At 35.1% G+C, this 21,369-nt stretch carries 20 protein-coding genes; 12 read left to right on the top strand and 8 right to left on the bottom strand.

What is annotated here, in order from left to right:
- Window positions 1-24: 24 nt before the first annotated feature.
- Both QWY91_RS17965 and trkA read right to left on the bottom strand, forming a co-directional pair.
- Window positions 25-1,521, bottom strand: a complete 1,497-nt coding sequence (locus tag QWY91_RS17965) for a TrkH family potassium uptake protein (RefSeq protein ID WP_290236885.1) — start codon at window positions 1,519-1,521, stop codon at window positions 25-27.
- A complete protein-coding gene (gene trkA / locus QWY91_RS17960; protein ID WP_290236884.1) occupies window positions 1,521-2,870 on the bottom strand; it encodes a Trk system potassium transporter TrkA in 1,350 nt (449 codons plus the stop codon). The genes QWY91_RS17965 and trkA overlap by 1 nt, the downstream gene beginning before the upstream one ends.
- Window positions 2,871-3,008: 138 nt before the next feature.
- Between trkA and ubiE the strand changes: the two genes are divergently transcribed.
- Window positions 3,009-3,740: a bifunctional demethylmenaquinone methyltransferase/2-methoxy-6-polyprenyl-1,4-benzoquinol methylase UbiE gene (gene ubiE / locus QWY91_RS17955; protein ID WP_290236883.1), complete on the top strand. Its 732-nt coding sequence runs from the start codon at window positions 3,009-3,011 to the stop codon at window positions 3,738-3,740.
- A 4-nt stretch (window positions 3,741-3,744) separates the two neighbouring features.
- Entirely contained in the window at window positions 3,745-4,464 is a 720-nt protein-coding gene (gene porT / locus QWY91_RS17950) for a type IX secretion/gliding motility protein PorT/SprT (RefSeq protein WP_290236882.1), read from the top strand.
- Between the two features lie 34 nt (window positions 4,465-4,498).
- Here porT and QWY91_RS17945 read toward each other — a convergent pair whose 3' ends face one another.
- Window positions 4,499-5,221 carry a TrmH family RNA methyltransferase gene (locus tag QWY91_RS17945; protein WP_290236881.1) on the bottom strand — a complete coding sequence of 241 codons (723 nt, stop codon included), beginning with the start codon at window positions 5,219-5,221 and terminating at the stop codon, window positions 4,499-4,501.
- Between the two features lie 38 nt (window positions 5,222-5,259).
- Here QWY91_RS17945 and tamL point away from each other — a divergent pair, with 38 nt between their 5' ends.
- The 6 genes from tamL (at window position 5,260) to QWY91_RS17915 (ending at window position 13,897) form a co-directional block, all read left to right on the top strand.
- Window positions 5,260-7,827 (top strand): translocation and assembly module lipoprotein TamL, encoded by a 2,568-nt coding sequence (gene tamL, locus QWY91_RS17940; protein ID WP_290236880.1) that lies wholly within the window; start codon window positions 5,260-5,262, stop codon window positions 7,825-7,827.
- A 45-nt stretch (window positions 7,828-7,872) separates the two neighbouring features.
- Window positions 7,873-8,940 (top strand): class II fructose-bisphosphate aldolase, encoded by a 1,068-nt coding sequence (gene fbaA / locus QWY91_RS17935; protein ID WP_290236879.1) that lies wholly within the window; start codon window positions 7,873-7,875, stop codon window positions 8,938-8,940.
- Between the two features lie 119 nt (window positions 8,941-9,059).
- Window positions 9,060-9,923, top strand: a complete 864-nt coding sequence (accD, locus tag QWY91_RS17930) for an acetyl-CoA carboxylase, carboxyltransferase subunit beta (RefSeq protein WP_290236878.1) — start codon at window positions 9,060-9,062, stop codon at window positions 9,921-9,923.
- A gap of 112 nt (window positions 9,924-10,035) precedes the next feature.
- The gene (gene rpsO, locus QWY91_RS17925; protein ID WP_290236877.1) at window positions 10,036-10,305 is read left to right on the top strand and encodes a 30S ribosomal protein S15; all 270 of its coding nucleotides are present in this window, start codon (window positions 10,036-10,038) and stop codon (window positions 10,303-10,305) included.
- A gap of 241 nt (window positions 10,306-10,546) precedes the next feature.
- Entirely contained in the window at window positions 10,547-12,742 is a 2,196-nt protein-coding gene (locus tag QWY91_RS17920; protein WP_290236876.1) for a polyribonucleotide nucleotidyltransferase, read from the top strand.
- A 291-nt stretch (window positions 12,743-13,033) separates the two neighbouring features.
- Window positions 13,034-13,897, top strand: a complete 864-nt coding sequence (locus QWY91_RS17915) for a sigma-70 family RNA polymerase sigma factor (RefSeq protein ID WP_013070425.1) — start codon at window positions 13,034-13,036, stop codon at window positions 13,895-13,897.
- A 268-nt stretch (window positions 13,898-14,165) separates the two neighbouring features.
- Here the strand turns inward: QWY91_RS17915 and QWY91_RS17910 are convergent, their stop codons facing one another.
- The 3 genes from QWY91_RS17910 to padC form a co-directional block, all read right to left on the bottom strand.
- Complete coding sequence (locus QWY91_RS17910) at window positions 14,166-14,933, bottom strand: SDR family NAD(P)-dependent oxidoreductase (RefSeq protein WP_290236875.1); 768 nt, start codon at window positions 14,931-14,933, stop codon at window positions 14,166-14,168.
- Between the two features lie 26 nt (window positions 14,934-14,959).
- The gene (locus QWY91_RS17905; RefSeq protein ID WP_290236874.1) at window positions 14,960-15,826 is read right to left on the bottom strand and encodes an MBL fold metallo-hydrolase; all 867 of its coding nucleotides are present in this window, start codon (window positions 15,824-15,826) and stop codon (window positions 14,960-14,962) included.
- A gap of 67 nt (window positions 15,827-15,893) precedes the next feature.
- Window positions 15,894-16,406 carry a phenolic acid decarboxylase gene (gene padC, locus QWY91_RS17900; RefSeq protein WP_290236873.1) on the bottom strand — a complete coding sequence of 171 codons (513 nt, stop codon included), beginning with the start codon at window positions 16,404-16,406 and terminating at the stop codon, window positions 15,894-15,896.
- Between the two features lie 102 nt (window positions 16,407-16,508).
- Between padC and QWY91_RS17895 the strand changes: the two genes are divergently transcribed.
- Both QWY91_RS17895 and QWY91_RS17890 read left to right on the top strand, forming a co-directional pair.
- Complete coding sequence (locus tag QWY91_RS17895; RefSeq protein WP_290236872.1) at window positions 16,509-17,282, top strand: AraC family transcriptional regulator; 774 nt, start codon at window positions 16,509-16,511, stop codon at window positions 17,280-17,282.
- Between the two features lie 358 nt (window positions 17,283-17,640).
- Window positions 17,641-18,054: a BLUF domain-containing protein gene (locus tag QWY91_RS17890; RefSeq protein ID WP_290236871.1), complete on the top strand. Its 414-nt coding sequence runs from the start codon at window positions 17,641-17,643 to the stop codon at window positions 18,052-18,054.
- Here the strand turns inward: QWY91_RS17890 and lplA are convergent.
- Entirely contained in the window at window positions 18,051-19,049 is a 999-nt protein-coding gene (lplA, locus tag QWY91_RS17885) for a lipoate--protein ligase (RefSeq protein WP_290236870.1), read from the bottom strand. The two genes, QWY91_RS17890 and lplA, sit on opposite strands and share 4 nt — an antisense overlap.
- A gap of 131 nt (window positions 19,050-19,180) precedes the next feature.
- Here lplA and rpe point away from each other — a divergent pair, with 131 nt between their 5' ends.
- Both rpe and QWY91_RS17875 read left to right on the top strand, forming a co-directional pair.
- A complete protein-coding gene (rpe, locus tag QWY91_RS17880; protein ID WP_290236869.1) occupies window positions 19,181-19,843 on the top strand; it encodes a ribulose-phosphate 3-epimerase in 663 nt (220 codons plus the stop codon).
- Window positions 19,830-20,804, top strand: a complete 975-nt coding sequence (locus QWY91_RS17875) for a YpdA family putative bacillithiol disulfide reductase (RefSeq protein WP_290236868.1) — start codon at window positions 19,830-19,832, stop codon at window positions 20,802-20,804. The genes rpe and QWY91_RS17875 overlap by 14 nt, the downstream gene beginning before the upstream one ends.
- Before the next feature lie 80 nt (window positions 20,805-20,884).
- Here the strand turns inward: QWY91_RS17875 and QWY91_RS17870 are convergent, their stop codons facing one another.
- A complete protein-coding gene (locus tag QWY91_RS17870; RefSeq protein WP_290236867.1) occupies window positions 20,885-21,241 on the bottom strand; it encodes a hypothetical protein in 357 nt (118 codons plus the stop codon).
- Window positions 21,242-21,369: the final 128 nt, after the last annotated feature.

Raw genomic sequence — 21,369 nt, 5'->3', positions numbered from 1 at the left:
ATCTGTTAGTTATAAAATTTGGAACTAACGATTCCTCCAGAAGAATGGAGTTAAAATAATAAGTACTGTAAAAAGTTCCAGCCTACCGATTAGCATTAAAAAAGAACACCACCATTTCCCAAAATCTGGTAACAAATCGAAGTTATTTACCGGGCTAAGTGCTCCAAACGCCGGGCCAATATTCCCTAAAGAGGAAGCTGCGCCACCAATTGCAGTTTCAAAATCTAAACCTAAAGCAGCTAAAACAACCGCTCCGATAATGAAAGACAACATATAAAGGATAAAAAATCCCTGAATATTAAATACAATATCGCTGTTAATTGACTTTTTATTGAAGCGTACCGGCAAAATTGCATTAGGATGAAGCGTACGCTTAAATTGAATAAATCCGTTACGGATCATAATTATATGTCGCATAACTTTTACACCACCAGCTGTACTTCCGGCAGAGCCACCCAAGAAAAACATTCCGAAGTAAAAAATAGTCAAAAACGGTGTCCACATGGTAAAATCTGCGGAAACAAAACCGGTAGTTGTAATCACGGTTAACACCTGAAATAAGGAATGTCGAAACGCACTTTCACCTTCTCCCCAAACCATAGGATGATCTATGGAAGACAAAGAAACATCTGCCTGAAAATATACTATTAGAGAAGAAATTAATGTAAAAATACCTACAAACCAGAAATACCATTTAAACTCATCGTCCTGAAGCACACGTTGCACTCGGCCTTTAAATGCAAAGTAACTCATCACAAAGTTACTTCCCGCCAAAAACATAAATAGGATAATAATGTATTGGATCATTGGATTATCATTCCAATAGGCCATGCTTGCATTTTTAGTAGAGAATCCTCCGGTAGAAAGTGTACTAAATGCATGGTTTATAGCATCAAAGAAATCCATTCCTGCCAGCATAAGCAATACAGTTTCAGCAGCAGTATAGCTTACATAAATAAGCCACAATCGTTTAGCAGTATCGGTAATTCTCGGCTTTAATTTATCGGCACTTGGCCCGGGAGATTCCGCAGCAAATAACTGCATCCCTCCTATTCCTAAAAGCGGTAAAATAGCAATAGCAAGAACTATAATTCCCATCCCGCCTATCCAATGGGTAAGACTTCTCCAAAATAAAATTCCTTTTGGAATCGACTCAATATCATTTAATATCGAAGCTCCTGTTGTGGTGTAACCCGACATGGTTTCGAAAAAAGCATTCGTAAAATCGGGAATGGCTTTGGTCATCACATAAGGTAAACAACCACTTAAAGCCATAAAAATCCAGCCAAAACTTACAATAATATAACCTTCCCTAACCTTAACTTCTTTGCTGTGTCCACGTGTCGTAAACATCAATAAAGTACCGATAAGCAAAGTTACTAGTGCCGCAGAAGAAATACCTAAAGTAACACCATCTTTGTACACAAAACTGATAAGTACTGATAAAAGCATAAAACCGCCATTACAGAGTAACAGTAATCCCATGACATGTAAAATAACCTTAAAGTTAAGTTTCGGCATTACAGGAATAATTTTTCAACCTTCTTAATCGAGCGCGGTAAACAACAAACTACAATACGGTCGCCCGGCTTTATAAGGAATTCGCCTAAAGCAATAATTCCCTCCCCGTGACGAATAATACCACCGATAATTGCTGAACGAGGAAAATCAAGATTCTTAATTTTTTTACCGGCTACCTGAGAGCCAGGTTTCACGATAAATTCTAAAAGCTCAGCATTCATGTTGTTGAGCTTGGTCATCGCAACCACTTCTCCTTTTCGGATATATCTAAAAATATTATTTGCGGCTAAGAGCTTTTTGTTAATAAGCGTATCGATTCCTATAGAATGGCTTAGCTGAAAATAATCCATATTTTCGACCAAAGAGATTGTTTTCTTCACACTCTTGGATTTCGCAACCAGGCAGGACATAATATTGGTTTCAGAATTACCGGTTACTGCGATAAAAGCATCCATATCGTGAATATTTTCTTCTTCCAGTAATTCTACATTTCGGCCATCACCGTGAATGATCAATGTATTTGGCAATTCGTCTGCCAGATCGTAAGCTTTTTCTTTATTCGCTTCAACCAGCTTTACGTTAAAATTGTTTCGGCATAAATCTCTGGCAGTTTTTCTTCCAATCTTACTACCGCCAAGGATCATCACACTTTTTATTTCCTGTTTGGTCTTTCCGGTAAGATTATATAATTCTTCTACTCCACTTTTCAGTGTAATAAAATATACCTGATCGCCTTCTTTAAATTGTGTATCTCCGCGAGGTATTAAAGTATACTGCGTACCAAAACGTTGTATCGCAATAGGAACAAAATTAAGCTGCGGAAAAATACGTGCTGCTTCTTTTACGGTTTTCCCTACAAAACGTGCCGTTCTGGATAAGCTTAAACCAATCATGGTTAGCGCGCCTTCTTCAAACTCGTAACTATCATTAAAAGCAGACTGATTCAGTAATAAAGCGATTTCTCTTGCTGCTAAAGCTTCAGGAGAAATAAGTTCATCTATACCAAATTGGGTAAATCCAATCTCTTCTTTCTTCTCTAAAAACTCAGTATTAGAAATACGAGCGATGGTTCTTAAGGCACCAAGCTGTTTAGCTAGTACGCATACCGTAATATTAGTGGCTTCGCTAGATGTCACACTAATTAACATATCGGTATGCTTAACCTGGGCTTCTTTTAAAATTGCGATCGAACTGGAGTCACCCTTAATAGTTCGAATATCCAAATGTGTATCTGCATATTGCAATCTATCTCTATTAGGATCGATCAGGGTAATATCCTGGGATTCAAAAGATAGTAATTTAGCTAAATGAAAGCCCACTTCACCTGCACCGGCGATAATTATTTTCATATAACAGCTTCAAATTGTAAAGAGGTGCAAAGGTAAGTTATTTTTGAATAAACCTAAAACTGAGTACATAAGAACAATTCAGAAATCTTTATCTACTAATTATTCTATAAAACTTATCTTTGAACCAAAATTGCAGAAATGGGCAAAAAAATTACTCCTTACGATGGTTCTTCCCAAACTAAAAAGCAGCAGGTAGAGCAAATGTTTGATAAAATCTCTGGAAAATACGACGGCATGAACCGCGTAATTTCTATGGGAACTGATGTAAGCTGGAGAAAAAAGGTTGTACAAATGGCCAAATTCCATCAACCAGAAACGGTTTTAGATATTGCTACAGGTACCGGAGATCTTGCGATACAAATTGCTGAAGCTGCCAGCGCTAAAAAAATTGTTGGATTAGATTTATCTGAAGGAATGTTAAAGGTTGGGCGTAAAAAAATTATGTCTAAAAATCTGCAAACTCAGATAGAAATGATTCAGGGAGATTCTGAAGCCTTACCATTTGAGGATAATTCTTTCGATGTAATTACTGTAGCTTTTGGTGTTCGTAATTTCGAGAATTTAGAACTTGGCTTATCAGAAATTTACCGTGTCCTTAAAAAAGGAGGTTTATTTATCGTGCTAGAAACTTCTGTACCTACTAAATTCCCTTTTAAACAAGGATATAAATTTTACTCTAATATGGTTCTGCCTACTTTAGGAAAACTTTTCTCTGAAGATAAAGATGCCTACAGTTATTTAAGCAAAAGTGCTGCAGAATTTCCTTACGGAGAACAATTCAACAATATTTTAAAGAAAATTGGGTTTATATCTGTAGCAAGTGCTCCACAAACTTTAGGAGTTGCCACAATATATAATGCATCAAAGTAATTGTATGAAGCGATATTTTATCCTATTCATCATCATCTTTTCGTTAAAACCAGCACAAGCCCAGCTCTTTTCTAAAGAAAAAGTGCAGCAAAGTGTCGATATCGACAATAAAAGATGGTCTTGGGGTTATTTTCTTGGATTTAACAGCTACGACTTTCATTTCGATTATAAAAATTATGATCGCAGTCCACGTACCGGTCGTGAAATCGCTGTAGATAGAAATATTGGCTTTAATGTTGGATTATTAGGAAATCTGAAGCTTCATAAAAATGTAGATTTACGCCTTCAACCAGGAGTAAATTTCAGCTCTAGAGGATTTTATTTTACTCCGGGAAATGGTGTTACTGAAGACAACAGATATCGAGAAATCAATTCTACTTATATTCACGTTCCGTTATTATTAAAAATAAATACGAATCGTTTAAATAACTTCAGACCATTTATCGTAGGTGGCGTTTCCTATTCTACCAACTTGTCGAGTAACGAAGATAATGCTGATGATAATTACGATGGGCAGTTTAGAATGACTACTAATAATTATAATTGGGAAATTGGCTTTGGGATTGATTTCTACCTTTATTACTTCAAATTTACGCCTTCCATTCGTGGAGTCTTTGGTTTAAATGACGAACTGGTTCGTGATGATAATCCTAATAGTATTTATACAGGAAACATCGATCGCATGACTACTCGTGCCGTGTTTTTAAACTTTACATTTCAGTAAAAATAAAACAAGCTATTTTCTTCTTCCGAAGAAATTATTTTCTGCGGAATTCACTTAAGAAAATGGCAGTAGCCGTTGCTACATTTAAACTTTCGGTTTCCTGAGATTGGCCAAATTGCGGAATACTTATTTTTTCTGAAATGAGCTTTTCAATTTCTGAAGTGATACCATTTGCCTCGTTCCCCATTACCAAAACAGATTTTTCCTGAAGTTGCTTTTGGTAGACATTCTCACCTTCCATAAAAGTGCCATAGGTTACCAAATCCTGATCTTGTAAAAATTCAGCTAAATTTTCATAGATCACATTTACACGAGTAATCGATCCCATGCTAGACTGTATAACTTTTGGATTGTAGCAATCTACGGTATCTTTAGAGCATACCAGATTTTTAACTCCAAACCAATCGCAAAGTCTAATGATCGTTCCTAAATTCCCTGGATCTCGAACACCATCCAAAGCAATGGTAAGATCATCCAGAGTTTCTAGTTTTGGCTGCGGAATTTTAAAAAGCGCCAATGCAGTTTGTGGCGTTTTTAGAAAAGTAATTTTCTTTAACTCGCGCTCATCTGCTAAAACAAATTGATCTTCAGAAATATCGAAAATCGCTTCAGAAGCAAATAATTTTTCTAACTGAAAATCAGAATTTAAAAGTTCTCGAATCACTTTGATTCCTTCAACAACAAATAGTCCGTTTTTTTGACGGTACTTTTTTTGTCCCAGGCTCGTTATTAATTTAATTTGGCTTTTACTAACCATCCAAAAAATGTATTTTTGATCACTTTAAAACCTACTGTTTGAAAAGGCTTTTCGCAAAAATATCATTATTTTTTTTAGCAACCCTTTTTCTGTTTTCCTGTGATGCCGTAAAGCGCTTAGAGGAGAATCAGCAGCTGTTGGAGCAAAACCAAATTTACGTTAATGGCGAAAAAACGAATCAAACCAGCGTTTACGGGCAGTTAGATCAAGAGCCAAACACAAAATTACTGGGTATCCCATTACGTTTGCATTTTTATAATCTGGCAAGACCTCATATCGATTCGGTTTTAAATGAAAAATATATTCAAGATTCGGTAAAATTTAGACGCCTTGTAAATCGACTTTCCAGAAAGCAGTTTGATCAATTAATTCAGAATAAAAAAGACTTTAATGCCTGGTTAAAGCGAACTGGTGAGGCTCCGGTTATACTTAAAAACAAGGATATAGAAGATTCCGAAGAAAAATTAAGGTCATATTACTGGAATAACGGTTGGTTTAATGTAACAACATCTTCAGAAATTATTCCTTTAGAGGAAGAAAAAAAAGCCCGAGTAGAATACTTTGTAGAAACCGGGAAAGCTTACGATGTAGATTCAATTAAAACAAGAATTAGTTCTCCTGTTTTGGATTCTATTTATAATGAGCACGATCAAAATTCGGTTATTAAATCTGGCAGGCAATACAAAACCTTAGATTATAATGCGGAAAGGGATCGATTAACATCTCTTTTTAGAAATAATGGTGTTTATAATTTCGAACAAGAATACATTAGCTTTGATGCCGATACCATTAACACCAATTACAATGTGAATACTAGTGTGATTATTGGAGATCTACCGACGGCTGAAGAAGACACTGTAAAAAACAGCTTTAAAATTCATAAAATTAGTCGGGTTAATATTATAACCGACTATAAATTCACTAATAAAAATAAACCTTTATTAGACAGCGCACAGGTAAAAGGAGGTTATTATCTTTATTCTTACGATGAGCTAAATTATAAACCTGAAGCGATTACCGATGCAGTTTTTATTAGACCGGGTAGAATTTACAGAGATATTGATCGTACCAGAACGTACAGCCGTTTAAATTCTTATCGAGTTTTTAAATATCCGAATATCCAATACATGCCAGATCCCGAAGATAGCACGGGGACAGATTTAATCACCAATATTTTTCTAACGCCGCAGCAAAAGTATTCTTTGGGATTCAATTTTGATCTTTCTCAATCGAATATTCAAAAATTCGGGATAGGATTTGGTGGATCGTTATTAATAAGAAATGTATTTGGTGGAGCTGAAAATTTTGAAATATCAGCAAGAGGAAGCATAGGTTCTTCAAAAGACGCGGTAACCAATAGCAGCGAAGATCGCTTTTTCGATATTACTGAAATTGGCGCAGATGTTAGTCTAACTTTTCCACGAATTTTCTTCCCTATTAATACCGAAAAGTTAGTTCCTAAATACATGTCACCGTTCACATCGCTAAGCATTGGCGTGAGTACGCAAACCAATATCGGGCTCGACAAACAAAATATTACCGGAGAGCTAAACTATAAGTGGACGCCTTCTAAAAAACTTACCAATAGTTTTGATTTACTCGATATCCAGTATGTAAGAAATTTAAATGCTGCCAATTACTTTAATGTTTATAGAAGTTCTTATCAAGATTTAAATGAAGTCGTAAATTCGGTAAATGTAGTCACCGATCCTGCTTACTTAAATGGTAGTGGAAATCTTACTATTCCTAAAGGCGCTAATGCTTTTATTAACGATATAAATAATAACCGAAGTACAACTACGGGGCTCACTACAAATCAATCTCAAATCGTAAGAAATATTGGTGAGCGAAAACAGCGATTAACAGAGAATAACTTAATATTTGCTTCTAATTTCACTTATTTGTGGAATACGAAAGACAATCTTTACGATCGTGAGTTTACTCGTTTCAGAATAAAGTTAGAAACTGCTGGTAACTTTTTATATGCAGCGTCCAGTCTTGCTGGTTTAGATAAAAATTCTAATGGAAACTATGATGTTCTTGGTGTAAATTTCTCTCAATATGTAAAACCAGAGATCGATTTTATTAAGCATTGGGATTTAGGACATCAAAACATTTTTGCGATTAGAGCTTTTGGTGGTATTGCCATCCCATACGGAAATGCTAACAGCATTCCCTTTACCAGAAGTTTCTTTGCCGGAGGTCCCAACGATAATCGAGCGTGGCAGGCTTACGATCTTGGTCCCGGCAGCAGTGGCGGACGTAATGAGTTTAATGAAGCTAACATGAAATTAGCACTTAACTTAGAACATCGATACAATCTATTTGGTTCTTTAAATAGTGCGTTTTTTGTAGATATTGGGAATATTTGGAATGTTTTGGATATAGTAGAGGATGATGCTTCTACATTCACTTCTTTTTCCGATTTAAAAGACATCGCTGTAGGCTCTGGTTTTGGTTTACGCTACGATTTCAATTTTTTCATTTTAAGATTCGACGTTGGCTTTAAAACCTATAATCCAGGCAGATCATTAGGCAACAGATGGTTTAAAGAATACAACTTTGGCCATGCGGTTTATAATGTTGGGATTAATTATCCTTTCTAAGCCAGTTTATTTTATTATTTTTGTAAACCTAATTCAACTTAAATTATGAGTCACAATATCAAACCTGGTGTAGCAACCGGAAAAGAAGTACAAGAAATATTCAATTACGCTAAAGAGAAAGGTTTTGCCCTTCCTGCAGTAAACGTAATAAGTTCTAGCAGTATTAATGCTGTTCTAGAAACTGCTGCAGAGCTTAACTCTCCAGTTATTATTCAGTTTTCTAACGGAGGCGCACAGTTTAATGGAGGTAAAGGTCTTTCTAACGAAGATCAAAAAGCTGCTATTTCAGGTGGTATCGCTGGTGCAAAGCATGTACAAACTTTGGCTGAAGCTTATGGTGCAACTGTAATTATGCATACAGACCATTGTGCTAAGAAACTTTTACCTTGGATTGATGGATTATTAGACGCTAGTGAAGAGCATTTCGAAAAAACTGGAAAGCCGCTTTATAGCTCTCACATGATCGATCTTAGTGAAGAGCCTATCGAAGAAAATCTTGAGATTTGTAAAAAATATCTTGAGCGTATGAGCAAGATGGGAATGACTTTAGAGATTGAATTGGGAATTACCGGTGGTGAAGAAGATGGTGTAGACAACTCCGATGTTGATGCTTCTAAACTTTACACTCAGCCAGAAGAAGTTGCTTATGCTTACGAAGAACTAAGTAAAGTTAGTGATCAATTCACTATTGCTGCCGCTTTTGGTAACGTTCATGGTGTTTATAAGCCAGGGAATGTTAAACTTACTCCTACTATCCTTAAAGATTCTCAGGACTATATTACTAAGAAATACGGGGTTGAAGAAAATCATATTGACTTTGTTTTCCATGGTGGTAGTGGTTCTACTGTAGAAGAAATTAGAGAAGCTATTGGATATGGTGTAATTAAAATGAATATCGATACAGATCTTCAATATGCCTATTTAGAAGGAATTAGAGATTATATGAATGACAAGAAAGAATATCTTGCCACTCAAATTGGTAATCCTGAAGGTGAAGATTCTCCTAACAAGAAATATTACGATCCTAGAAAATGGGTTCGTGAAGGAGAAGTTACTTTTAAAGCTCGTTTAAAGAAAGCTTTCGAAGATCTTAATAACGTAAATAGTTTATAATAACAATTTTCAAAAACAGCTGAGATTATATAATTTCAGCTGTTTTTTATTTTTTTGATATTAATTGCTCCTTGGTAAATGAAGATGACTGAACTTAGGAGATAAAAACTTGAAATACTATGGCTGCTGCTTGGTTTAAGAGAACGCAAAAAGGTATCCAAACCCCTACTGAAGAGAAAAAAGATGTTCCAAAAGGCTTATGGTATAAGTCTCCTACAGGAAAAATCGTTGATGCTGAACAATTAGAAAGCAATTTCTATGTAAGCCCAGAGGATGGTTATCACGTTAGAATAGGAAGTAACGAATACTTCAAAATTCTTTTTGACGACGATAAGTATAAGGAACTTGATAAAAACCTTCTTGCTAAAGATCCTTTAAACTTTAAGGATACCAAAAAATATACTGATCGCCTTAAAACCGCTCAGGAAAAAACTGGCCTTAAAGATGCTATTAGAACAGCAGTAGGTAAATCTAAAGGAAGAGAATTGGTAATTGCCTGTATGGACTTCAAATTTATTGGAGGTTCTATGGGATCTGTAGTTGGTGAGAAAATAGCTCGTGCTGCAGATTACGCTATACAGAACAAACTTCCATTTATGATTATTTCTAAATCTGGTGGTGCAAGGATGCAGGAAGCTGCGCTTTCACTTATGCAGCTTGCAAAAACTTCAGTAAAACTGGCACAACTTGCTGAGGCTAAATTACCATACATCTCACTTAGTACAGATCCAACTACCGGAGGAACAACAGCTTCTTTCGCAATGTTAGGAGATATTAATATTTCTGAACCTGGTGCACTTATTGGATTTGCTGGTCCTCGCGTAGTTAAAGATACTACCGGAAAAGATTTACCGAAAGATTTTCAGACTTCAGAATTTTTAAAAGAACACGGATTTTTAGACTTTATTACTAAAAGATCTGAACTAAAAAATAAAGTTAATCTTTATATTGATCTAATTCAGAATCAACCTGTAAGAGCTTAGTAAGCTTAGAAATAAAATTTAGGCAATAAAGCAATTTTGTACAAAAAAGTACTACATTTGCAGCCTGATAGAAAAACTGTCAATACATAAAAATCATTTAAATAATATTGGAATGTATTTAACTAAAGAAAAGAAGGAAGAAATCTTCGAAAAGTACGGTGAAGGAAAATCTAACACTGGTTCTGCTGAAGGACAAATTGCATTATTCACTTACAGAATCTCTCACTTATCTGAGCACTTAAAAAGTAATCGTAAGGATTTTAACACAGAGCGTTCTCTAGTAATGCTAGTAGGTAAAAGAAGAAGCCTTCTTGATTACTTAATGAAAAAAGATATCATGAGATATCGTGCTATCATTAAGGAATTAGGATTAAGAAAATAATTTTCAGGGGGCTTTTTGCCCCCTTTTTTTATACAGAAGGATAACTGTAAATATTCAAAAATAAGTTCTTTATTTTATAGGATCACTCCTATTTTAAGAAATTGTCACCCAACGAAGGGTAGTTTTTCATTGGTCTGCCTACAACGACAACAACACAACTCTCGGCCGTCCATTATGACGGAAGACCATTGTTTAACTAAATAGATCTGGTGAAGTTATTCAGATCAAATATTCAAAATTTATGATTCCACAAACTTTTAAAGAGGTTATCGATCTAGGAGATGGAAGAGAAATCTCAATCGAAACCGGAAAACTAGCAAAACAGGCACACGGCTCTGTTGTTGTTAGAATGGGAGACGCAATGCTTTTATGTACTGTAGTGTCTTCTTATAAACCTACGACGATGGATTTTTTCCCTTTAACATTAGATTATCGGGAAAAATTTGCAGCTGCAGGTCTTTTTCCTGGCGGCTATTTTAAGCGTGAAGCAAGACCAAGTAATGATGAGATTTTAGTAATGCGATTAGTAGATCGTGTACTAAGACCTTTATTCCCTAAAGATTATAAATTCGAAACTCAGGTTATGATTCAGTTAATGTCTCATGATCCTGAAGTGATGCCAGATGCACTTGCTGGTTTAGCAGCATCGGCAGCCATTCAATTATCTGATATTCCTTTCGAAACACCAATTTCTGAAGCACGTGTGGCTAGAGTTGATGGTGAATTTATCTTAAATCCTAGCAAAGAGAAACTTGCTGAAGCAGACATGGATATGATGGTTGGAGCTTCTGCAGATTCTGTTATGATGGTAGAAGGACAATTTGACGAATGTTCTGAAGAAGAAATGGCTGAAGCTATTAAATTTGCTCACGAGGCCATCAAAATTCAGTGTGAAGCGCAAGTAAAACTTGCTGAAGCATTTGGAAAAAAAGAACAAAGAGACTACGAGGTAGCACCTTCAGATGAGGATCTTGAAAAGAAAATTCTTGATGCTACTTATCAAAAAGCCTACGACATTGCAAAAAGTGGGACTAGCAAAAAAGAAAGAAGCACTGCTTTTTCTGATTTAAAAGAAGAAGTAAAAGCAATGTTCTCTGAAGAAGAATTGGAAGAGAAAGGTAAAATGATCTCAGGTTATTTTGCAGATGCACAGAAAAAAGCTGTACGTGATCTTACCCTTAAAGAAGGAATTAGATTAGATGGCAGAAAAACTGATGAGATTCGTCCAATCTGGTGTGAGGTAGATTATCTTCCTTCTCCACATGGTTCAGCATTATTTACTCGTGGAGAAACTCAGGCACTGGCAACAGTAACTTTGGGTACATCTCGTGAAGCAAACCAAATAGATCTTCCAACCCATCAGGGCGAAGAAACATTCTACCTTCATTATAACTTCCCTCCTTTCTCTACCGGTGAAGCTTACCCTATTAGAGGAACTTCAAGAAGAGAGATTGGACATGGTAACCTTGCTCAAAGAGCGCTAAAAGGAATGATCCCTGCTGATTGTCCTTATACTGTTCGTGTAGTATCTGAAGTATTAGAATCTAATGGTTCTTCTTCGATGGCTACGGTATGTGCAGGAACAATGTCTTTAATGGATGCTGGTGTACAATTAAAAAAGCCAGTTTCTGGTATCGCTATGGGATTAATTTCTGATGGTGAAAACTATGCTGTACTTTCTGATATTCTTGGTGATGAGGATCACTTAGGAGATATGGACTTTAAAGTAACTGGTACTACAGATGGTATTACTGCCTGCCAAATGGATATTAAAATTAAAGGGCTTTCTTATGAAATCTTAGTTAACGCTCTTAAACAAGCTCGTGAAGGTAGACTTCATATTCTTGAAAAACTAACCGATACTATTCCTCAGCCAAATACGAATGTAAAAGCGCACTCTCCAAAAATCATTACCAGAAGAATTCCTGGTGATTATATTGGTGCTTTAATTGGTCCTGGTGGAAAAGTGATCCAAGAACTACAAAAAGAAACCGGAACAGAAATCGTGATTAACGAAGATCCTGTTACTGAAGAAGGAATTGTAGAGATTCTTGGAACTAAGCAGGAAGGTATCGATAAGGTTCTTGCTAAGATCGATTCGATTACTTTTAAACCTGAAAAAGGAAGTGTTTACGAAGTGAAAGTAATAAAACTTCTAGATTTTGGTGCAGTTGTAGAATATCTTGACGCACCAGGAAACGAAGTATTACTTCATATCTCTGAACTTGCCTGGGAAAGAACCAATAACGTTACAGATGTTGTTAATCTAGGTGATGTAATTGATGTAAAATACTTTGGCGTAGATCCAAAAACAAGAAAAGAAAAAGTTTCAAGAAAAGCTTTACTTCCAAGACCAGAGCGTCCAGAACGTAAAGAAGGTGATCGTGAACAACGTGGAAATCGCGAAGATCGTAAACCAAGAAACGATAAAAAATAATCCTTAAGATTATATATTTTCAAAAAAGGCATCGAATTTCGATGCCTTTTTTATTTTATTTTTATCTTTTTTTACATTTTTATTTCAACTTATTAATTTCTCTCTTATTCACTGCTAAAACCTTGGTATTGTTGGAATACTGGAGATCATTCTTTACTCCCATGAGTTTTAAGAAACACCTATCGCCATCCCTCTCAATAAATTTTTATAGCACTTTTGTAACATTTTAAAGTCTTCTTACGTATAAATATATACAAGAGCTATTCACAATTAAAATCCAGGAGAAGATAGATGAGACAACTTAAAATTACGAAGCAGGTAACCAACCGTGAAACTGCTTCGCTAGATAAGTATTTGCAAGAAATAGGTAAGGTAGATTTAATTACCGCCGATGAAGAGGTAGAATTAGCACAGAGAATTAAAGCAGGTGATAACCGTGCCCTAGAGAAATTGACAAAAGCAAACTTGCGTTTTGTTGTTTCTGTGGCAAAACAATATCAAAATCAGGGATTAACCCTTCCCGATCTTATTAACGAGGGTAACTTAGGACTTATTAAAGCTGCGAAACGTTTTGACGAAACTCGTGGTTTTAAATTTATATCTTATGCTGTATGGTGGATTAGACAATCTATCTTACAAGCACTGGCAGAGCAATCTCGTATTGTACGTTTGCCACTTAACAAAATTGGATCTATTAACAAGATCAACAAAACCTTTGCTTTTCTAGAACAATCGCATGAGCGCCCACCAAGTGCTGAAGAAATTGCGAAAGAACTGGATATGACGATTAATGACGTTAAAGAGTCTATGAAAAACTCTGGCCGTCACGTATCTATGGATGCTCCATTGGTAGAAGGTGAAGACTCTAACTTGTACGATGTATTACGATCTGGTGAATCTCCAAACCCAGATAAAGATCTACTTCACGAATCACTTAGAACAGAGATTGAGCGTGCTTTAGAAACCCTAACTCCTCGTGAAGCTGATGTTATTCGCTTGTATTTTGGATTAGGTGATCAACACCCAATGACTCTAGAAGAAATTGGTGAGACTTTTGATCTTACTCGTGAGCGTGTAAGACAAATTAAAGAAAAAGCTATTAGAAGATTAAAGCATACATCACGCAGTAAAATTCTAAAAACCTATTTAGGTTAAAATATTTAAGATGACAACAGTTTAGTGGTGGGAGTGATGACCCAACCATGTAAATGACTGTTCGTTTTTTGATTGATGAATGACCCCGGAGTGATGACCGGGGTCGCTTCATTTTTGGGCATATCTTAATTGTTATCAACAACTCATATAATTAGTTTTCCATTTCAATTTTAAAAAGAACTTTTACTGCTAGAAATAAAAAAAGCCCTTCATATTTTTGAAGAGCTTTTTATTCAATAATAGGATTTGTATTATAAACGAAACTAGTTTAATGAGCGGTTTGACCACCATCTACCGTAAATACACTTCCATTAACAAAAGAAGCTTCAGGAGAACATAAGAACAATACTGGATGAGCAACCTCATCTGGTTCGGCTGGACGCTTCATAGGACTGTTATTCATCAAGGCGTCACTAATTTCTGGATCATCTAACCAGCGCTCTGTCATTGGTGTTCTAATTAATCCAGGTGCTATTGCATTAACCCGAATATTCTTTTGTGCATAATCTAAAGCAGCAGCTTTTGTTAATCCAATTACTCCGTGTTTAGCTGCAGCGTAAGGTGCCATTCCCGGATCTGCAACCACACCAGCAACAGATGCTGTATTTACAATCGCTCCACCACCAGTCTTTAACATCGCTTCAATCTCATATTTAACTGAAAGGAAAACTCCTTTTAAATCTACATCAATAATTTTATCAAAATCTTTCTCTTCGACTTCAGCAAATGGAGATGTTGGAGGTAAAAGACCGGCATTATTGAAAGCAAAATCGATCTTATCATACTTTTCTACAGCATAACCAATAAGGTTTTTCACTTCCGCAGCTTTTGAAACATCAGTTTTTACAAAATCAGCTTTGAAGCCAAGATCATGAATCATTTTCATTGTTTCTTCAGCACCATCACTAATATCTCCTATAACTACGTTAGCATTGTTTTTTGCAAAAGCTATAGCTGTAGATCTACCAATACCTGAAGCAGCCCCGGTAATAACTACTGTTTTATCTTTATAATTAAATTTTATATCATTTTCCATAATTCTGTCTTTTATAGGTTTTACTATTAAATTTCTGGTTCAAGATCTCTTAATTCCTGAGGATATTCTCCAGGCCAGGGATAACGATCTTTCAAAATTTTAGCACTCATTTCCAAGCAAATTTTTGCAGCAAGTCCTGGATATTTCTCCTCCATTTTCTCTACAATTTCATCACTTGAATTGGCATTTCTCCAGACTTCTTCAAAGTCTTCAATATACTTCCTTGTAAACTTCACGTTCTTAGGATCAAAATATTTAGGATCATTAGAAGGAGAATGCCCTGGCACTACAACTTCTGGTTGCAAAGCTTCAAATTCATCTAAAACTTTAAACCAATCATTGCGAGATTCGATGGTTTTTGCATCTGCAATCCAAACGTAAGCATCAGAAAACACAGCATCTACCGCAAGTAAAGTTTTTATCGATGGAATCCAGAGCGCTGAAGCATCATCAGAATCTCCTCTTAAAGGTCCTAATATTTCAATTTTTTCACCTTCTAGTTCTAAATAGGGTTCCGAAACAGGTTTTACTTCTACCTTTTGTTTGGCTCCATCTAATTTTAGAACCTCTTTCCCCCAGTAATCAATTTTAAAATCGAATGCGCCATTTACTAAATCTGCTATAGTAGGAAGCGATAATACCTCGATATCCGGAAATTCTTTTTTTATAACATTTAAAGCTAAAAAGTGATCGGGATGAAAATGACTTATATAAATACGAGATGGTTTTACACCATTTTCGGTTACCATAGCTACAAATCTATGAGCGCTACTTTGTGAGAATTGCGTGTCTAGTAGTACTGCATCGTTTTCGCCATAAATTAAAACAGAATTTACAGCAAAACCGGCAAGAGTATCTCCGCCGTTAAAAACCTTAATCTTTAAATTTGACATAACTATTTTTTTTTGTTTGAAGATTAAAAAAAACCAGAATAGCTTTACACTATTCTGGTTTGCACCATTATGAAAAGCTTAGCTCTCCACTTACCATTTCATCTATCATTCCTTCACGAGGAGCTTCAGCAATTACTTTTTCATTATTCTGGCCTTCATTCTTTTTGAAGAAAATCTTACCAAATTCTGGCACCACATATTTTGGATACGTTTCGTATTTCTCTCTGGATTCTTTCATTAGATCGATATGATCATTCTGGAAGCAAACCGTAATATCAGGTCGCTCGTGTACCCACTTCGGAAAAAATATTACGCCGTGTAACTTATTTTCATTCGGTATAAAATCTAAGCTAACATCTGTACCTGTAGGCTCTGTCCAGCAAATTTTAAAAACCCCATCTACTATTTTCACTATATCTACTTTCTGATCTCTTACCCAACGGCCGCCAACCATACCAGTATGTATTCTATAGTCTATGGTAGTTTCATTCTTCACATACATTTCATAATTCCATCCATTATCGTAGGTATAAAGAAAGTGACCACCTAAAAATTCATCTAAATCTTTTATAATATCCATTTTTATTTTTTTTGCTAAATTAAATAGATCGGATAAGGTCTATATAGTAAATAAAGCCTATAATTTGACAATTTTGGCCATTATGATTAGTTTTGGTTTCTTATGAAGAAGAATGATATTTATACAAATACGACTGAAATTGAATATCTAAATATGGATAGCCATATCCATAAGAATCATCATCAGCTTATTTTGATGCTAAGAGGCACCCTTCATATTCGTGTAGACGAAAAACAATATTTTTTACCAGAAAGATTTATCGGCCTTATTCCAGCCAATCAGATCCATAATTTGGAAAGTAGAAATGAAATGGTAAAAATGCTCCTAATCTATTTTCCATCCACTATGCCGCTGAATAAGTTTCTATTGTTAAGCTCCAATGATTTTGTTCTGGAAAACCTGCTGTTTATAAGTCAGCGCCATCATCACCAAACGAAAAAATTTCATCCAGAATTATACAGTTTCAGCTACGCTTTTCTTAAGATGATCAAAACGATGGATAATTTGCGGGCGTTTCCTTTAAAAGGCATCATAAAAACAAATAATCAAAGATTACAACAAGTGATTCAATACATAGATGAAAATTACAGCGAGCAAATTTCACTTGAACATGTTGCAGCAGAATATGGATTTTCGGTAAGAAATTTAACCCGGCTCTTTAAAAATGAACTAATTACTTTCAATTATTACTTAAATTACGTGCGCATTATACGTGCTATAGAAATGTTTACAGACCAGAAAGAAAACATAGAAAAAGTAGGTTACGCTGTTGGTTACAATACATTAAGCAATTTCAGTAGAACGTTTAAACGCTTTACGGGACAATCTCCAAAATCATTCATTAGAAAGAATAAAACTACTTTATCTTCTGCCTAAAAAATTAAAATAAACTTCAAACAGAGATTTTAAAATATTAAACTTAAATTAAAACCTGTTTTTTCTGAATAAAACTTTTTAAATTTGCAGACTATATTTATTAGCTGTTCTCTTTTTAATAAGGGTTTTGCTTTTAAATTTATTTGAAAAAAGATTGAATCTGAAAATATTTAAGATGACAACAGTTTAGTGGTGGGAGTGATGACCCAACCATGAAAATAACTGTTCGTTTTTTGATTGATGAATGACCCCGGAGTGATGACCGGGGTCGCTTCATTTATAAGCATTTCTAACATATCTTTAATACCTGCAACAATCTTAATTGCTTATTTTTACCAACTAACCTATTATAACCAATATGAAAAGATGGGCAATTTGTTATGTTAGCTCGGCTGCACCGCTTCTTACAGACAAAGATGTAGACGAAGTACTCTCTTGGACGCAATCCTGGAATTTAGATCATAACCTCACTGGTATGCTTTTATATTCAGATGGGAATTTTTTTCAGGTAATAGAAGGAGAAACTGAAACTGTAAAAGGTATATTCAGCAATATTTACAACGACACTCGGCATCGTAATCTTATAAAGATTTTTGACAAGCAAATTGACAAAAATTCTTTTGAGTTTTACGAAACGAATTTTATATCCAAGCGCTCTAAGAATTTAATTCACGATGACGTTCCTTATCTTAAATGCTTAGAAACTTTAGATAAATCCTCACAAATTGTGGTTCGTAACATTTTAAGCGCTTTTCTTAGCGATAAGTTCTAATCTTCACCATAAATAAGATCGATAAAGTCTTCTTTTGGCAAGTCTCCAAAGTAAAATTTAGTATCAATATCTGCTAATAAGGATTCGATTTCTGGTTTATCGTATCTCGCACCGATTAATCTATTTTCGATGTTTGACACCGGTTCTTTTCCGAAGAAATCACCATAGATTTTAAATTCTTCGATACGTCCTTTTTCTACAAATATTCTTAGATCTATTTCTCCTACCGGAAAACGCTTAGTTCGTTGAATGTTAAATTTAGGAGAACGCCCATAATTCCAATCCCAAGAATCGTATTTTTCGGCTTTCAATTTATGTACACCTTGCCATTCTTCTTCAGTTAAATGGTAGGTTTCAAATTCTTCGCGCTCCTCATATAAACCTTTTAGAATTTTACTTCGGAAGGTTTCAATATCCATCGGTTCAGTTAAAAATTCACTAATATTAGCAACACGACTACGTACCGATTTATGCCCTTTAGACTGAATTTTACTCATTTTCACCTGAAGCGCTTTAGTAACCTCATCCAAATCTGAATCCAGCAATAGCGTACCGTGGCTAAACATTCTTTTCACACTACTAAATTGTGCGTTGCCAGATATTTTACGATCATTCACAACAATATCATTACGGCCTTTCAACTCCGCAGGAACATTCATTTTGTTTAGTACTTTAATAACAGGCTCTGTAAACTTTCTAAAATTATTCAGACTTTTTACATCGTAATCGGTAATAAAGCTAAAGTTTAAGTTTCCGAAATCATGATAGACCGCACCGCCACCAGAAATTCTTCGTACCACTTTAATGTCCTGCTCCTCAACATAAGAATGGTTAATTTCCTCTAGCGTGTTTTGATTTCTACCGATAATAATCGAAGGTTCATTAATGTAGAATAACAAATAATCCTGACCACGATCAAAATTCCGAAGTATATATTCTTCTAGTGCCAGGTTTAAAAAAGGATCATTATTTCCCTCATTTTCGATAAAAATCATAACATATATGCTTTAGATTTTCCAAAGATATTCAATTATAAATCGAAATTAAAGTTCACCAAGCTTTTCCTGTAAATCCTTAGCCATAAGACTTATTCTTAGTATTTTTGTTAGAGAAACATTCAGTAGAAATGAGAGAAAAAATTATAGCCCCTTCCCTACTCGCCGCAGATTTTGCCAATCTACAACGCGATATCGAAACTGTAAATAATAGTGAAGCGCAGTGGTTTCATATAGATATTATGGATGGTGTTTTTGTCCCAAATATTTCTTTTGGAATGCCGGTAGTAAATGCGATTAACAAGCATGCAAAAAAAACGATGGATGTTCATCTTATGATTGTAGATCCAGATCGCTATATTAAAGAATTTGCAGCGTTGGGAGCGAATAATCTTACCATTCATTACGAGGCATGTACTCACTTGCATAGAACCTTGCAAGCTATTAAGGCTGAAGGTATGAAAGCGGGTGTTGCTTTAAATCCTCATACTAATGTAGATTTATTGAAAGATATTATTAAAGATATCGACATAGTACTTATAATGAGTGTTAACCCCGGTTTTGGCGGACAATCTTTTATTGAAAACACGTATACTAAGGTTCGTAGATTAAAAGAAATGATACTTAATCAAAATGCTGAAACTTTAATCGAAATCGATGGTGGGGTAACCAATAAGAATGCTGAAAAACTAATTAAAGCGGGAGCAGATATACTCGTTGCCGGCAGTTATGTTTTCAAGGCAGAAAATCAATTAGAAACCATTAAAGATTTAAAGAATCTTGCAAACTCCTAAAGATACTTACGATATTGTTATTATAGGCGGTGGCCCAATAGGTATTGCCTGCGGTATAGAAGCTGAAAAACAAGGCCTGTCTTATGTAATTCTCGAAAAAGGCTGCCTGGTAAATAGTCTTTACCACTACCCTACTAATATGACATTTTTTTCTACTTCAGAAAAATTGGAGCTAGACGGGATTCCTTTTATTAGTAACAATCCGAAACCCAGGAAAGCGGAAGCTTTAGAATATTACCGAAGAATTGCAACTTCAGATAATATCAATATTCATTTATTTGAAAAGGTTACTGAAGTTAAATCAGATTCAGAAGTAAAAGAAGTCATTTCTACCAAAGGTAGGTATAAAGCTAAAAATGTAGTAATTGCTACAGGTTTTTACGATATCCCCAATTACCTTAGGATTGATGGAGAAGAACTTCCAAAGGTTGCTCACTATTATAACGATCCTCATTACTATGCAACGCAAAAAACAATTGTAGTTGGCGCTAGCAATTCTGCCGTAGATGCAGCATTAGAAATTTATCGAAAAGGTGGTGATGTAACCATGGTGGTTAGAAAAGAATACATTGGTCCGCGTGTAAAATACTGGGTACGACCAGATATTGTAAATAGGATTGAAGAAGGAAGCATCAAAGCTCTTTTTAATTCCAGCATTAAAGCAATACAAGAAGACAAAGTTATTGTTGAAACTCCGGAAGGTGAGCAACATATTGAAAATGATTTTGTACTTCTACTAACCGGTTATCGACCTAATTTTGAGTTTTTGGATAAGATTGGTGTTTCGCTAAAAAATGAAGAAAAGCGCATCCCGATGTACGATGAAAATACGATGGAAACGAATATTCCGGGAATCTATCTTGCCGGGGTTATTTGCGGTGGAATGGAAACTCACAAATGGTTTATAGAAAATTCCAGAGTACACGCAAAACTTATTGTTGCCGATATTACCAGTAAATAAAATACGACAAATTTTGCATAGACATAAAAAACCCGGAAGCAGGCTTCCGGATTTTTTGTATTACAACATTAAGTAATATCTTAGATCAATACAAGCTCTGATGAGCTGATCACTTCATTTCTATTTAGTAATTTTCCGTAAAATTCAAGGTCATTTTTATCGCTTTTAAACGATTTATCCAACCAATCTGTATCGTTTACCGGGAAACTAAATACTTTTATATTTGGATAACCAGAAGGCTCAGAACCCTGATTAATTCCTATTTCAATTTTTTTATCTGCTTTATTATAAAAAACAAATTTTGCTAAAAAGTTATGACGCAATAAATCGATAAAGTCTTGCGGAATTACTTCGCAATTTTTGCACTCCTCGATATATTGATTTACCAATACCCTCAATGATGTTTTTACCTCCTCCGTTCTTAAATAAGATGCCATAATTTTAGTTTTTTTGTTGTTAATACTCAGCGAAAATAGATTCAATCCATAGACTTGAAAAAGCTTTTATATAAGGTTTAACTCGAAGATATAAAAATTTCACAATATCGTTTTCGTAACTGTCTCAA

The organism is Zunongwangia endophytica, from assembly GCF_030409505.1.
GTDB classification, from domain to species: Bacteria; Bacteroidota; Bacteroidia; order Flavobacteriales; family Flavobacteriaceae; genus Zunongwangia; species Zunongwangia endophytica.
This window is presented reverse-complemented; position numbering and strand designations above follow the sequence as displayed.

Bases quoted from the DNA above. Each gene is read 5' to 3' on its own strand.
- QWY91_RS17965 (WP_290236885.1), bottom strand. From the start codon at position 1,521: ATGCCGAAACTTAACTTTAAGGTTATTTTACATGTCATGGGATTACTG.
- trkA (WP_290236884.1), bottom strand. From the start codon at position 2,870: ATGAAAATAATTATCGCCGGTGCAGGTGAAGTGGGCTTTCATTTAGCT.
- ubiE (WP_290236883.1), top strand. From the start codon at position 3,009: ATGGGCAAAAAAATTACTCCTTACGATGGTTCTTCCCAAACTAAAAAG.
- porT (WP_290236882.1), top strand. From the start codon at position 3,745: ATGAAGCGATATTTTATCCTATTCATCATCATCTTTTCGTTAAAACCA.
- QWY91_RS17945 (WP_290236881.1), bottom strand. From the start codon at position 5,221: ATGGTTAGTAAAAGCCAAATTAAATTAATAACGAGCCTGGGACAAAAA.
- fbaA (WP_290236879.1), top strand. From the start codon at position 7,873: ATGAGTCACAATATCAAACCTGGTGTAGCAACCGGAAAAGAAGTACAA.
- accD (WP_290236878.1), top strand. From the start codon at position 9,060: ATGGCTGCTGCTTGGTTTAAGAGAACGCAAAAAGGTATCCAAACCCCT.
- rpsO (WP_290236877.1), top strand. From the start codon at position 10,036: ATGTATTTAACTAAAGAAAAGAAGGAAGAAATCTTCGAAAAGTACGGT.
- QWY91_RS17920 (WP_290236876.1), top strand. From the start codon at position 10,547: ATGATTCCACAAACTTTTAAAGAGGTTATCGATCTAGGAGATGGAAGA.
- QWY91_RS17915 (WP_013070425.1), top strand. From the start codon at position 13,034: ATGAGACAACTTAAAATTACGAAGCAGGTAACCAACCGTGAAACTGCT.
- QWY91_RS17910 (WP_290236875.1), bottom strand. From the start codon at position 14,933: ATGGAAAATGATATAAAATTTAATTATAAAGATAAAACAGTAGTTATT.
- QWY91_RS17905 (WP_290236874.1), bottom strand. From the start codon at position 15,826: ATGTCAAATTTAAAGATTAAGGTTTTTAACGGCGGAGATACTCTTGCC.
- padC (WP_290236873.1), bottom strand. From the start codon at position 16,406: ATGGATATTATAAAAGATTTAGATGAATTTTTAGGTGGTCACTTTCTT.
- QWY91_RS17895 (WP_290236872.1), top strand. From the start codon at position 16,509: ATGAAGAAGAATGATATTTATACAAATACGACTGAAATTGAATATCTA.
- QWY91_RS17890 (WP_290236871.1), top strand. From the start codon at position 17,641: ATGAAAAGATGGGCAATTTGTTATGTTAGCTCGGCTGCACCGCTTCTT.
- lplA (WP_290236870.1), bottom strand. From the start codon at position 19,049: ATGATTTTTATCGAAAATGAGGGAAATAATGATCCTTTTTTAAACCTG.
- rpe (WP_290236869.1), top strand. From the start codon at position 19,181: ATGAGAGAAAAAATTATAGCCCCTTCCCTACTCGCCGCAGATTTTGCC.
- QWY91_RS17870 (WP_290236867.1), bottom strand. From the start codon at position 21,241: ATGGCATCTTATTTAAGAACGGAGGAGGTAAAAACATCATTGAGGGTA.